Source organism: Paenibacillus sp. LPE1-1-1.1, assembly GCF_040676435.1.
In the GTDB taxonomy this organism is placed as follows: domain Bacteria; phylum Bacillota; class Bacilli; order Paenibacillales; family Paenibacillaceae; genus Pristimantibacillus.
In genome coordinates, this window is sequence record NZ_JBEGHY010000023.1 from 19,937 (window position 1) to 32,926 (window position 12,990).

Annotated in this window: 12 protein-coding genes and 1 pseudogene; 9 read left to right on the forward strand and 4 right to left on the reverse strand. The window is 43.9% G+C overall.

Annotated elements, in window-relative coordinates; all coding sequences use genetic code 11:
- The first annotated feature begins 21 nt into the window (after positions 1-21).
- Positions 22-447 carry an SRPBCC family protein gene (locus tag MRBLPE1_RS16945; protein WP_364147439.1) on the forward strand — a complete coding sequence of 142 codons (426 nt, stop codon included), beginning with the start codon at positions 22-24 and terminating at the stop codon, positions 445-447.
- Between the two features lie 79 nt (positions 448-526).
- Here the strand turns inward: MRBLPE1_RS16945 and MRBLPE1_RS16950 are convergent, their stop codons facing one another.
- Positions 527-943: a VOC family protein gene (locus MRBLPE1_RS16950; RefSeq protein ID WP_364147441.1), complete on the reverse strand. Its 417-nt coding sequence runs from the start codon at positions 941-943 to the stop codon at positions 527-529.
- A gap of 481 nt (positions 944-1,424) precedes the next feature.
- Between MRBLPE1_RS16950 and MRBLPE1_RS16955 the strand changes: the two genes are divergently transcribed.
- The 5 genes from MRBLPE1_RS16955 to MRBLPE1_RS16975 all read left to right on the forward strand — a co-directional run bounded on the left by MRBLPE1_RS16955 (position 1,425) and on the right by MRBLPE1_RS16975 (position 4,851).
- Positions 1,425-1,859, forward strand: coding sequence for a hypothetical protein (locus tag MRBLPE1_RS16955; protein WP_364147444.1), 435 nt, complete (start codon positions 1,425-1,427; stop codon positions 1,857-1,859).
- Positions 1,860-2,111: 252 nt separating this feature from the next.
- A complete protein-coding gene (locus MRBLPE1_RS16960; protein WP_364147447.1) occupies positions 2,112-2,708 on the forward strand; it encodes an SMI1/KNR4 family protein in 597 nt (198 codons plus the stop codon).
- Between the two features lie 176 nt (positions 2,709-2,884).
- Positions 2,885-3,379 carry a GyrI-like domain-containing protein gene (locus tag MRBLPE1_RS16965; RefSeq protein WP_364147450.1) on the forward strand — a complete coding sequence of 165 codons (495 nt, stop codon included), beginning with the start codon at positions 2,885-2,887 and terminating at the stop codon, positions 3,377-3,379.
- A 180-nt stretch (positions 3,380-3,559) separates the two neighbouring features.
- Positions 3,560-4,069 carry a shikimate kinase gene (locus tag MRBLPE1_RS16970; RefSeq protein ID WP_364147453.1) on the forward strand — a complete coding sequence of 170 codons (510 nt, stop codon included), beginning with the start codon at positions 3,560-3,562 and terminating at the stop codon, positions 4,067-4,069.
- Positions 4,070-4,260: 191 nt separating this feature from the next.
- Positions 4,261-4,851 (forward strand): chloramphenicol phosphotransferase CPT family protein, encoded by a 591-nt coding sequence (locus MRBLPE1_RS16975; RefSeq protein WP_364147455.1) that lies wholly within the window; start codon positions 4,261-4,263, stop codon positions 4,849-4,851.
- A 752-nt stretch (positions 4,852-5,603) separates the two neighbouring features.
- On the opposite strand, the pseudogene MRBLPE1_RS16980 reads toward MRBLPE1_RS16975, so the two are convergent.
- Positions 5,604-6,873: pseudogene (locus MRBLPE1_RS16980) on the reverse strand (IS110 family transposase).
- A 349-nt stretch (positions 6,874-7,222) separates the two neighbouring features.
- Here MRBLPE1_RS16980 and MRBLPE1_RS16985 point away from each other — a divergent pair.
- The 3 genes from MRBLPE1_RS16985 to MRBLPE1_RS16995 are packed head-to-tail and all read left to right on the forward strand — an operon-like array spanning position 7,223 to position 11,043.
- Positions 7,223-8,053 carry a vWA domain-containing protein gene (locus MRBLPE1_RS16985; RefSeq protein ID WP_364147457.1) on the forward strand — a complete coding sequence of 277 codons (831 nt, stop codon included), beginning with the start codon at positions 7,223-7,225 and terminating at the stop codon, positions 8,051-8,053.
- 10 nt (positions 8,054-8,063) lie between these two features.
- On the forward strand, positions 8,064-8,837 hold the full coding sequence (locus MRBLPE1_RS16990) for a hypothetical protein (RefSeq protein ID WP_364147460.1): 774 nt from the start codon (positions 8,064-8,066) through the stop codon (positions 8,835-8,837).
- A 4-nt stretch (positions 8,838-8,841) separates the two neighbouring features.
- Positions 8,842-11,043 carry a hypothetical protein gene (locus MRBLPE1_RS16995; RefSeq protein WP_364147462.1) on the forward strand — a complete coding sequence of 734 codons (2,202 nt, stop codon included), beginning with the start codon at positions 8,842-8,844 and terminating at the stop codon, positions 11,041-11,043.
- Positions 11,044-11,510: 467 nt separating this feature from the next.
- Here the strand turns inward: MRBLPE1_RS16995 and MRBLPE1_RS17000 are convergent, their stop codons facing one another.
- Positions 11,511-11,828, reverse strand: coding sequence for a PrgI family protein (locus MRBLPE1_RS17000; RefSeq protein WP_364147463.1), 318 nt, complete (start codon positions 11,826-11,828; stop codon positions 11,511-11,513).
- A 7-nt stretch (positions 11,829-11,835) separates the two neighbouring features.
- The gene (locus MRBLPE1_RS17005) at positions 11,836-12,387 is read right to left on the reverse strand and encodes a conjugal transfer protein TrbL family protein (RefSeq protein WP_364147466.1); all 552 of its coding nucleotides are present in this window, start codon (positions 12,385-12,387) and stop codon (positions 11,836-11,838) included.
- Between the last annotated feature and the right edge of the window lie 603 nt (positions 12,388-12,990).

Here is a 12,990-nt window from a genome sequence, read left to right on the forward strand (position 1 = left end):
TGAGAGAGGTGTCTATTTAAAATGGAAACGAGTAAACCGACGAAAGTAACCGTGCAAGCCGTCATTCAAGCCCCTGTCGAGAAGGTATGGCGCTATTGGACCGAGCCGGATCACATCACGAAGTGGAATCAAGCGTCCGAGGACTGGCATGCGCCGAGAGCCGAAAACGATCTGCGGGTCGGCGGCAAGTTTCTGACACGGATGGAAGCGAAGGATGGCAGCATGGGCTTTGATTTTGGCGGCGTCTACGATGTCGTGAATCGGCATGAGGCGATCGGCTACACCATGGAAGACGGAAGAAGAGTGGATATTGCTTTTGTCTATCAAGGGAAAGAGACGAAGGTCATTGAAACGTTCGACGCGGAAAGCTCCAATCCCGTCGAGTTCCAGCAAGCAGGCTGGCAAGCGATCGTGGACAATTTCAAAGCCTTTACCGAACAAAACTAATCATCGCGAAGAAGACGCCGGGGAAGATGCCCGGCGTCTTTCTTTTTGAACCCTAGTAGGAGCGTGCTCTCCGTTTGCCTTAACCTTGTGCCGCATCCATGTTTATGTAGTTAATGGCCCACAGATGACCGTCCAAGTCCACGAAGCCCCAATGATACATGGACCCATGATCTTCAGGTTCAGCGTGCAATTTCCCGCCTAAGGAGACCGCGGTATTCACGATTTCATCGACCTTTTCCCGGCTCTCGAAGGCCAATGCGATCGTCATCTGCGCATACTTGCTCGTATCGACGGATTCCTTCTCCGTGAGCGTATTAAAGAATGCTTGATTGATCAGCATGACCTGCAGGTTGTCGCCGATCACGATGGCTACCGAATTCTCGTTCTCGGGGAATTGCTGGTTGAGCTCGAATCCGAGTCCGGTGAAGAACGCTTTCGATTGTTCCACATTTTTTACAGGCAGGTTGAAGCTCGTGAATGCGGACGTTAATGCCATTTTCAAAACACCTCTTCGTCAAATTAGTTTGTGTTCATTTATGCCTTCGTTTATATAGACGACAGTCGATCCGGGAATTCATCGGTCTCATGGATTCCGAAGCGTAAATTTTGAAAAATAACTAAAAAGGAATTCGTCTGAATATATGACAATTAAAGGGTGGGTATCGAGTGACGATTACGTTATCGGGAAACGATAGTTGAATAACAAAAGGGCTGCCTGGTGGCAGCCCTTCGTCGTTAAGTTCAGATTTTATCAAACTTTATTTTAAAAATACTTGGTCTCCTTAACGAAAAATCAAGGGTATGTAGCTTTAAAATTATCAAACTTTATTATAAAGCTACAACAGGCGGGGATTTAGATGAGACTTATGTTGGGTTATCAAGTAAACAACTCAAATCAGCAACTGAATATGCAGAGGTTTCAATATTAAGATAAATGTTAAACTTGTTCGTGATGCATTGTTAATGGGGGTAATAAGATGGTTTATATGGTTGGTGTCTACAAAAACATTAAAAACGGTTCAATCATGTTGAATGCTATGGCAAATAGTGAGATAGGGGCTGCTACCGCTACAGATACATTTAAAATGTTCCAACGTCCGATGGAGTCAGTTGAATTGGGAAGTGCTCTATTTAAATTGCTGAATGTATGTATTGAGCGACCTAATTGGACACCAGATATGGGGGGAAAGATACACTCTCTACTCGGTTACAGTTCATATTCAAAATTTATCAAAGAGCATTTACTTGTATCAGCAGAATTGGCAGACAATAAAAAATCATTAATTCTGAATTCAACAAATCATCAAGGTCAAGGCTATGTTGGGAACGATTTTCAAATAATTTTGTCATTATTAGATGAATCTAAAAAAATTGGAGATAGTCTAATGAAAGCTCTTGAAAAATCAAAATAAAATAACCAATGCGAGTGAGCATCTGGTTACTTCTTTGTCTCAGCTTGATTACGCTAACGGGAAACGATAGCTGAATAAATAAAGACACCGCGGCAGCCGGCCAAACGATCGATCGGATGCCTTTTCCACGCTAACGGGCAGGATAATACAGCAATGTCTAGTAGGAATAGAGAGAAATAACATCGAATCTATACATCCATTAGCCATATTTTGAGGGCGATTGTTCAAAAATTACACGAAGGGGTGCATGTCTTGATTGACAGTTTAGTTGAACTCACGCTTGATGCATTTAAAAAGAGATTAAATGAGGATAATTCGTTACTGGTTCAGCGGGAATGGGGTTACACTGAAAATCTAGTCTGTTATTTCTTCCCCGCTGCGACTATTGAAGAAATCGAGGAATTTCAAAATGAACACAACATCAAGTTTCCTATAGACTTTAAGTTGTTTCTCATGCTCCATAACGGAGTACAGCTCTTTTGCCATCCTAAATATGGTGATGGATTTGAAATATTCGGATTAAATGAGATTTATCAGCACTATATCGAGTACAACTATAAAGATTTGATACCCGATGGATGGTTTCCAATAGGAAGCGATAATGGTGATATGCTCTTCATCAATTCAAAAGATTATAAGGATAACCAAAGAGAAAACAGCTATCTATATTGGAGTAATAAGTTGTTTGTTGATAATGCGAAGGAAATTGGATTAAATTTCGAAAGATGGTTCGAAAGATTCTTAATGTACAATGGAGACTTATTCTGGGTTTGGGGAAAGGAAAAAACCTATCATTACTACGGAAGGCTAAAACAGCACCTTATAAATATTGAAAAATATCATAAATAAATTATCCGTCATTAAGCTAACGGGACACGATAGTTAAATACCAGAAGGGCTGCTTCATAGCAGCCCTTCGCTCAGTTAACGGGCAGGTTTGCTGAACAATACATCCTTCCAAAAAGAGGGGATAGTTTGTTTTTGTAGAAAGAACAGGGGAATAAACTTCTCTAGGAGGTCGTTGGATGACTATAAGAATCGTTGAAAGAGAAAACTTCCGGATCATAGGAATGAAGGTTGAAACCCTGTTGAAAGACACTAGGGAGCAGCAGATAATCCCGAAGCTACAGCAATCGTTTAATGAAAAAATAGAAGAAGTGAGCGGTGCTGTCGATCTCCCAATTACCTATGGCCTTTTCATCGACCCGCCAAATTATAACCCGGATATTGATCTGTTTACATGGATAGCAGGTGTAAAAGTTAGTCCTGACGCAGAGCTCCCAGTAGATATGATTTTATACGAACTTCCTAAAGCGACCTACGCTGTTTTGGAATATAAAGGGGACATCGACAGAGCTGGTGACGCTTATGGAGAGTTATTTGAATGGATAAATAATTCAGAGTATGAACAAGCAGGAACTTATGGGTTCGAGTTGTATTCCAAGGTTCATTCACCGTTAGAACGAGGAAATGCCGATTTTTTGTTGCATTTCCCGATAAAACACAAAATATGTAGTTGAATAGGATTGTTCAACTAACGGGTAACGATAGCTGAATCAAGACACGCAGCAGCCGGCCATCACGATCGGCTGCTTTTTCCGTTAAAGTAACGGGAGTTAACGCTATCTTGTGAAGGATATTTATGGGGAATACCGAATGGTTTAACGAAACCAATAACAATTAAAAAAGTGAGGAAGAAAATGAATATAGTTCTTGTAGGTATGTCTGGTGCTGGTAAAAGCACTATAGGCGTGTTGCTTGCAAAAGCCTTAGGAATGGATTACGTGGATACGGATATTGTCATTCAGCAACATGAGGGTAGGTTGTTACAAGAGATAATTGATAATGATGGTATCGAAAAATTTATGCAGATCGAAGAAAAAACTGTGTCTGAATTGCAACTAAAACATTGCATTATATCTACAGGTGGAAGCGTTATATATTCAGAAAAGGCCATGAAAGTCCTTAAACGGGATGGTCAGGTCATTTATTTACATGTCCCATATGAAGAGATTAAGAGGAGACTAATAAACGTAACAACAAGAGGCATTGTTATGAAGAAAGGCAATAGTCTTAAGGACGTTTACGAGGAAAGATATCCTCTATACAGTAAGTACAGTGATAAAACCCTTAATTGCTTAAATAAGGATATAGAACAATGTGTAGGTGAAATTATAGAACTAATACAAGAAAGTCATGGCGATCATTGAGCTAACGGGAAACGATAGTTCAATAAAAACACGGAAGCAGCCGACTACAATGATCGGCTGCTTCATTACGCTAACGGGCAGGATAGTTTAATCGTTTCTCGAATATTTTATCAGTTGGATAATTTAATGAACGTTGTGAATATAACGTTGTCTGAATGATACGCAAGTCTTATATGTGAGGGTGAATTCGTATGAAGCAAGGACTTATTGTGTTTTTGAACGGAACTTCAAGTTCAGGAAAGACTAGTATTTCTATGGAACTAAAAAATCAGAAAGAGATTCCTTTTCATCATTTATCCATAGATGATTTTTTTCGTAATTACTTTGATTGTATTAATAATAAATTTCCAGATACTGAACCTACAAAAGAAGTAGATAATATCGGACAAATAATTTTTGATCCCATAGTCTCAGTGTACTATGCAACAATTAAATTGTTTTCAGAAATGGGTTTGAATGTAATCGTCGATACCGTAATCGACAATGACAAGCGGTTTAATGATTATCTTGATGTACTTTTTGATTATCCTACATTATTTGTAGGTATAATAGGCTCGAAAGAAGAACTCACAAGAAGAGAGCAAATCAGAGAAGATCGAGAGATTGGACTAGCAAATTCCCAGTACGACAAAATATATTCTTTTAATGAATATGACCTTGAAGTAAATACTGAAGAGTTGAGACCAACAGAGTGTGCCGAAAAAATATTAAGTTTTATTAAGTCCGATCAGGATTACTCTGCATTTAAAAAATTAAGTAAAAGAGAGATTAGTGTTTCATAGTAAAGCGAATCCATCAGATAACAACATATTCAAGCATTGGGGCTATTCACCCTCGGTCCTTAAGCTAACGGGTAACTATAGCTCAATAACCCATGAATAGACTGCCGCGAAAAAACGCGACTCAAAACTGTTATTTAAGCAGTTTGGTCGCGTTTTTTATTTAAGTAAAGTTGTGTCGTGAACTAAAGCAGTTTTGTGTCAGTGTACACAAGGAGTCGCTTTAAAAAGGGTGGCTTTTCTTGTTTCATTTGATACGTAACAGAATATACATTCTGTTACGTATCAGTTAAACCCTTATTTTCACAAATAGGATAGTGGTCTTAAGTTACCAAAACGAGGCTGCAAGAATAAAACGGCAGCCTCGTTGAACTCCCTCAGTACGATATGATTTTCTCACGAATGCTCGCTTATTCGCAGGATTTCGCCCCGTTGGTAAAGGGTGAAAGATAAGAAGGGGGACTCCGTCTAGACTTCGGCAACATGAAGGCAAACGGGAATAGAGGGGGAACACAGCCACCCTAAATAATTCCATTTTCTGCACGCTTTCTCCACGCCGCCCCTGGTGGTTATCACTCCCATGTCTCAACGGGTCTATGCCCTCTCATTCCTTCGTTACGCCTGTCCAAGGGGTGGAGGCCGGTCTTGCTAACGGTACGGGTCTGCGCCCTTTGGTTCAATGTATCCGGTACTCCGTGCTTTCTTTGAAATCCTGCGAATAAGCCAAAACTCGTACAACGAAACGGTAAAATAAGTTAAGCTGCTAACTGAATAGGCAACGTTTTAGGAGGGTTATAGGCTTCGCCGCTGCGAGCCATTCCAACTAAGATTCTGGCTAATTTTCCACACAGCTTCATAATGGACCTCATTTTCTTCATCTTCTTTACCTGTACATTGTAGGCATGCATGGCCTTGAACTCTGGATTGTTCGCGACTAAACTCATGGTCATCATGAAGATGAAACGTCGGAGACGAGAACGTCCACGTTTGCTAATCTTCATCTGTCCGGTCCATTTCCCTGAGCTTGCTTCTGCAAGGTTGAGACCAGCATGACGCAGTAAGGCATTACCATGAACAAAACCACTTAAATCCTCCGTCTCACCTAGAATACCGGCTAACGAAATCTCACTAATCCCTTTGACAGCAAGCATGGACCCCGCAAATGGAATGCGTTCCAAAACGGCGATAATCTCCGTTTCTACCGTTTGCAATTGCAGGCAAGCAAGGTCGTACTCATCGAGCAACTGCTTCAAGTGGAGCTTGTAGGCATGTGTGGCTTGCTTAGAACCCACAGATCTGCAAGCCAATGAGATAAGAGCTCGAGCTTTTCGATCACCAGAATGCCGTTTCATAAGCGATTTCCAGCCCCGTAAGATATCTTGAGGCTGTAATTTACACAATTCTTTGGGCGTTGGGAAAAGACGAAGTGGCCAATGAACCGATACACATGATGTTTTTAAAAACTTGTCGCAACTCAGGAAAAACAACGTCGACCCAGCGGTGAATTTGGTTCTTCGCACTAACGAGTCTCGTTACGACAGAGTCGCGGTTTGAGAGAAAGACACGTAGTTCTTCAAATGCTTCTGGTGTGTTGCGAGCGAAGGAGTAGTAGCCGTTTTTGACCATGTCTGCGATGACGAGAGCATCCTTTTTGTCACTCTTGGATGGCGTATTGTCGCGGTTTTCCTTATTCTTTTTCACGAGATGTGGATTGACTAGAACAACTTCAAACTGTCGATATGAGAGCCATTTGGATAGATTAAGCCAGTAATGTCCGGTAGGCTCCATTCCAACAATGGCTGCCGTTAAAGCGTGAGTGGTTTGCAGCGACTGGATCCATCGAAGAAGGCTGTTAAAACCCTCTTCATCATTTGAGAAGGATAGGGGATTACCGACCATGATTCCTCGAAAATTAACAGCACGAGCGACATGGGTTTGCTGCGCGATGTCGATGCCGACGACCAGATGTTGAGGGGTAATTTTTTCTATGAGTTGATTTTGTCTCGCTTGCGATTTAAACTTCATAGTAGAGCGTCCTCCTGGATGATGGAATTTTTAGGGCTATGACCCGTTGCGTACTTCCATCGTACCGAGGCGCTCGTTTTTTTGCAAAGCGGAAATTTAACGCTCTACAGGAATGCTAACGGGGAACGATAGTACAATAAACCGCCTTCTTTTATTAGTCATAAATCAACATTGGGATTTAACATATCCTTATTTTATAGAGACATAAACCAATCACGTAACCGGGAGCGGTAAAATCCATAGATTAAGCAGCTGTCGCAGTTCTTTTGCGCCAGCTGCTTTTTAATTGTCAATTCTTTGTCTCCTTTCGAATAGGAATAAACATGTACCTATTGTGAGGGGTGAGCGCATGTATTCAGCAGAAATTAGCCGTTCGAATCCGTCGTGTATCTTGTTTATTATCGACCAATCCGGATCGATGTCTGATCCGTTCGGGGCAAGCACTAAGTCCGAGAGCGTTTCGGACGCCATCAATCGGTTATTGCAAAATCTCGTTATCAAGTGCGCGAAGTCAGAAGGGATACGTGATTACTATCATGTTGGCGTAATTGGCTATGGCGCCGGTGTCGGTCCGGCGTTCGGAGGTGTTTTAGCGGGGAAAGAAGTGGTTCCGATTAGCGAAATTGCCGATAACCCATCAAAGCTGGATAAGCGGTTGAAAAAAGTGCCGGATGGGGCAGGAGGGCTGGTTGATCAACTCGTCAAGTTTCCGGTCTGGTTTGAGCCCGTAGCAAACGGAGGCACGCCGATGTGCGAAGCAATGAGAACGGCTCATACCGTTTTGACTCATTGGATCAGTGAGTACACGCATTGTTTTCCGCCGGTTGTCATTCATATCACGGACGGGGAGTCGACCGACGGCGATCCGACACTTGAAATGGAACAGCTAAGAGCGCTATCGACGGATGACGGAAATGTATTGCTATTCAACCTGCACATTTCCGATAGTCCGAGCGCGGTGGAGCTCCGCTTTCCGGAAACCGCGGATGCACTGCCCGACGCGTATTCCAGGGTGCTTTACGAAGGCTCAAGTCCGCTGACGTCTTTTATGATCCGAGTCGCCAATCAGGAATACGACTTGAATCTTTCTGATGGAGCGAGAGGTTTTGTGCTCAATGCGGATTTAACTCTCGTAATCCAGGCGCTTGATATCGGAACGCGTCCGGCCAATCTGCGGTAGGGCTTTAGTTATGCGAATCGAAAGCGAATGTTATTTATTGCCGAAGGCAGGAAATCGCAGCGATGAATACGAAGATGCCTCCCATAACAGCACACATGTTCACAAGGAGACGACAATTTGTAGATTCGCCATAGCCGATGGGGCTAGTGAGTCCTCATATGCTGAACTGTGGGCGAATTTGCTCGCAAGCGGTTATTGCTTTGGAAGATTCGGCGGTATGCAGATCGATAGATCAGTCTCCCCATTGTCGAAAGCCTGGCAGAAAAAAACCAACGGCAAAAGTCTCCCATGGTATGCGCAAGAGAAGCTCAGCAGCGGGGCGTTTTCCACATTAGCGGGGATCACGTTTCGATTTGCGATGGATGCCGAATCCGCGGCATTTGACGCGATCGCGGTCGGCGACAGCTGTATTTTTCATGTTCGAGGGGATACGATGATCGCCTCATTTCCTTTAAGCACAGCCGATGATTTTCAACGTCGACCGGTTCTCATCTCGAGTAACGCGGCCAATAACGTCCAGATTAAAGCGTTTGTTCACAAATGGAGCGGTACCGCCGAAGCGGGAGATGCGTTCTGGTTGATGACCGATGCCCTAGCCTGTTGGCTATTGACTCGTTACAAGGAAGATCGCAGCGTGATAAGGCTAATACATAAGCTAGCCGGCGAGCGTGACTTTAACCATCTCGTGCATGAAGAAAGACGGCGGCCTCACCGTGAAGGCTATTTCTATCTAAGGAACGATGACGTTACGTTCATTCGTCTAAAACTGGTTAAAGGGACGTGAGGCGATGTTCTGGCCCACTCCGCAGGATTATAGGGAAGCAATCCAAAATCCGCGTATCTGTTTCAAGGACCAGGATCTGCAGGCCGGCCACCCTGAATTGGATAAGCTCGGCCTGCCCCGTCCGATATCGGGAAGCTTCGCCAGCGTATACAAACTGAAGTGCGGTGAGCAAGAATGGGCGGTCAGGTGCTTCACTAACAATGTAAAGGATCAGAAGATCCGTTACGATGCCATCAGCTTGCATTTACGCTCCAATCCTCTTCCTTATCTCGTCCCATTCGAATATCTTTCCGAAGGCATCAACATTAACGGTCAGTGGTTTCCGATCGTGAAAATGCAGTGGGTGGAAGGAGAGTCGCTGCTCGATTACATGGGGCGGAATATGCATCGTGCCGACCTGCTGCAAGAACTCTCCGATAAATGGATAATAATGACCCGCGAGCTGTGCGCGGCCAATATTGGGCATGGCGACTTGCAGCATGGAAATATATTGATCAACAAGAATGAAATCATTCTGATCGACTACGACGGGATGTATGTCCCCGCTTTAAACGGCATGCCAAGCAACGAGCTCGGTCATCGAAACTATCAACACCCGGGAAGGAATGAAGGGCATTTCGGCCCCTATATCGATCACTTTTCGGCATGGGTAGTTTGGATATCGATCGCAGCTGTTTGTGCCGATCCCTCATTATGGCATTCGCTTGAAGCGGGAGAGCCGGAGGAAAGCCTTCTTTTTCGACGGAATGACTTTGTTAGTCCAGATGCATCACGGGCGTTCGAATTGCTGGCGCTTGTTGAAGAAGAAGCGGTACGAAAGGCAGCAAACTCCCTTCGCGCATTCGCGACAGTGGAAGTGCCGGAGGTGCCTAGACTCCCCGATCCCGATTCGGAGGAGAAGGCTATGCAGCCTTCAAGCGTCCATTTCTCGGCCTTCTCTAAAAATACGGCATTTAGAACTTCACTAACCGTCTTGTATGATCGGCTCTTAAAGCGGAAGCCGCGGAAGGCTGTCGCCATATCACCGCCAGAAACTTTGTATTCTGGTGGAGCGTCGTGGATCTTGGACCATATTACGTTGGAAGCGACGCCGCACAAGAAGCGATCAACGTATTTGTTCTTGCAGGAAAGCTTCGTTTCCTACCTGATTTTACTCGCAGCAGCGTCAGCCGCGGCTACTTTGTACAGCAGTGCCCCGGTCGCAGCGCTACTCTTCTGTTCGATTATAGGTTTTGGAACGGAAATGGCCTTTTTAAGCTGGCGTTATGGGAAGGTTCCCGCCGTCCAGGAAAAGAGAGCCACGTACGAAAACATAAAGAGGCTGGAGCTTGCCCTATCCGAATTGAGAAGTGAACTGAACGAATTGAACGATATCAAACAAAATTTTAGTCAAATTGAAGAGGAATTGATATACGATTGCGTACAAAGGCTCGAAGAAGCGGTTTCTCGGAAAGGGCATGCAACGGAAGCGGTGGAGAAGGAGCTTCATATTCATTTAAGCGGGTTAGTTGGCGAAAGACGGACCATTGACCAAGAGGAAAAAACGGAGCTGTCCTGCAAACTGGCCTCGTTCCAAAAAACATGGGTGGAAGAGCAAATAATCAAACATAAGATTAGCCAGGATAAAATTCCAGATATCGACGATGAGATGAAACGCCGTTTAAGAACGAACGGCATTCGTACGCCGGCCGATTTTATGGACATTACGATCAATCAGTCCTATGGCCGCAAACAAATCGATAGGGCGTATTTGATTTTAAAAAACGGCGGTTCGGTTCATGTAGGCATGAGCCGATCTCAAGCGAAGGCGCTGGTCGACTGGAAAAGAAAAATCGAACGCAGGTATCGAACTAAAATTCCTGCAGTCCTTCCTCGCAGTGAAATCTCCGCCATAGCGTTAAAGTATAAGGATCGGAAGTCAAAATTAACCGATGCGGAACAAACGTATAAAACCGTAGCACAGGAAAGGTTAAATGTGATCAAGCAGGCCCACCATCCTGAGCTGGATTCCTTAACGAAGGAAGTGGAGGCTGCCAGAATCCGGCTTGAGAACGAGCTTCATCACTTTGATATGCAGATCGATGAACGAAGTAAACGCCATTCAGACAAACTCGAGGAATATCGCGATCTAAACAAACGAATGGAATCGTACATGGATGTTCATTTTGTAAGGTACGTAAAGCAAGTATTCCTGTTTCGAGGGTAAACTACCATCATCCTAAGAAAGCATCCCCTTCCGGTAGCCGGGAGGGGATTGTTCGGTCGCTGCCAAAATAAACGACGAATAAGATAAGCAAACGAAAGAGGCTGGTAGATGGATGGATTAGATCAGTACCTAATGATGTGCAAAAAAAATGACTGAAAAACAAATCGCTACACATAATGACCGACTTGCATTTATACCAGAAGGTACAATTAGCCAACAAAAAAGACCGATTCTTATTATTAAAAGTTATGAGAAGTTTAATTGAGAATAATTTCAAGAATCTAAAGTCGTTGAACTAACGAGAAACGATAGTTCAATAAAACACATGGATGAGCAGGCGCTGCAGTGGCCTGCTCATTTTATTAAGCTAACGGGCAGTTTAGTTTAATAAGGGGTAGTACCAGCGTAGCTGTCACCAGGGGCAAAGTAGATGGAATTATTTTTCCATATCTAATACTGTCCTTCTCTCAATTCAATGATTCGGTACCCTCCCCGTATCGAAAGTGGTATCGTTTGGGTCTTGTCTGAAAATCTTTAAAGTCCTTCATTAAAGTTAAGAGATTCTTTCCCGTTCGCGGGTCTGGTTTTCCGACTAAAAAACCGAGAGCCGCACCAATCGGTATGGCCAGAAAAGCGGTGAGGTGATGACTCGCTATAAAGACGATCCCGGATATCAGAAGGCCCGTTACGGTACCAAGCAGCAGGAAGATAAGTTCTCTCCAGCCGAAACTAGGGAAAAATTCAAACCGGCTTTTTACATTTTTCGGTACGATAAAATTGGCCACGGCTCACTCACCTCCCCCGAATAAAAGCTCTACTCATTACCATGCGCGTGATCGATCGCGTAGCCCCTGTTGCAGCCCGCCCGACTCCTGAAGAATACATATACTGTTTCAAGATGGTTGGTGACGTATAAGTGACCCATATGGCCGCACAAAACATCAGCAAGTTACCAATGACATACCCATCTGTTTTAAACATCAGCGCGTAGAAGCTTACTTTGAGCATAAATAACTGGATACCGTGCGATAAGGATATGCTCAGCAGTTCTCTCCACCACGACTGAAACATTTGACTATCCGGATCTGTGAGGCCAAGGGCCATGAAGGAACCACTCACCGCAGTCATCACCAGTTGCGCCGCACGAACAACGGTCTGGAGAACGACCATGATTAAAAAAACAAGCGCAACTATAATTAATAGACAGTAGAACAATTCATATTTGCCGATTTCTACAAGTGACTTAAAGATCGATTGAATTTCTTGTGAACCGTCATTCACATCCAACCCGGGCAAATACGCCACGTCATGGGATAAGGCGGTTCCAAACTTAGTGGTTTCCATTCATTTCGAAACCTTTCGAACGTCGATTAAGATGGACTTTTCCAGTCCGGTCCCGGATTGTCCTACATGCGGTCAAGGCGAGGGGGTGGATCCCATTTTTCAGTTTTTTCGTGCCTTGGAAAAGGGGGATAACATTTCAATCTGCAGAGGAGGTGATTTCCATGAAAAAAGTTAAAATTAAACCGGTCAAACCGGTAAAAACAACAGGGTTGGCTTTTAACTGACTTGCCTCTTGTGAATGCAAATAGAAGGCGTGCAGAATACGGATAGGGATGAAAGCTTGAGAAATCAAGCTTTTCAGAATGTCGAGAAACCCACGCTTTTTCCGAAGCGATGGGTTTCTCTACATTCTGAGCACCACCATTTTAGGTGGTGCTATTATTTTTTTCCTTTAGAACGATTCGGAAAGATCTGCAAGATTACGCTAACGGTAATTATAGCTTATGAACAGACCCGAAAATCGTCTTAACATCAGAAGATGGCATATTGGTTTAATTTCACCACGACTTAGCCTCGTTTCCGTCATTTGTGCAATGCCGTAGAAGCAAGAATAGGAAAAGGCGCCCGCACCGGGCGCCTTTTGTCATGAGAAGAACGATTGTT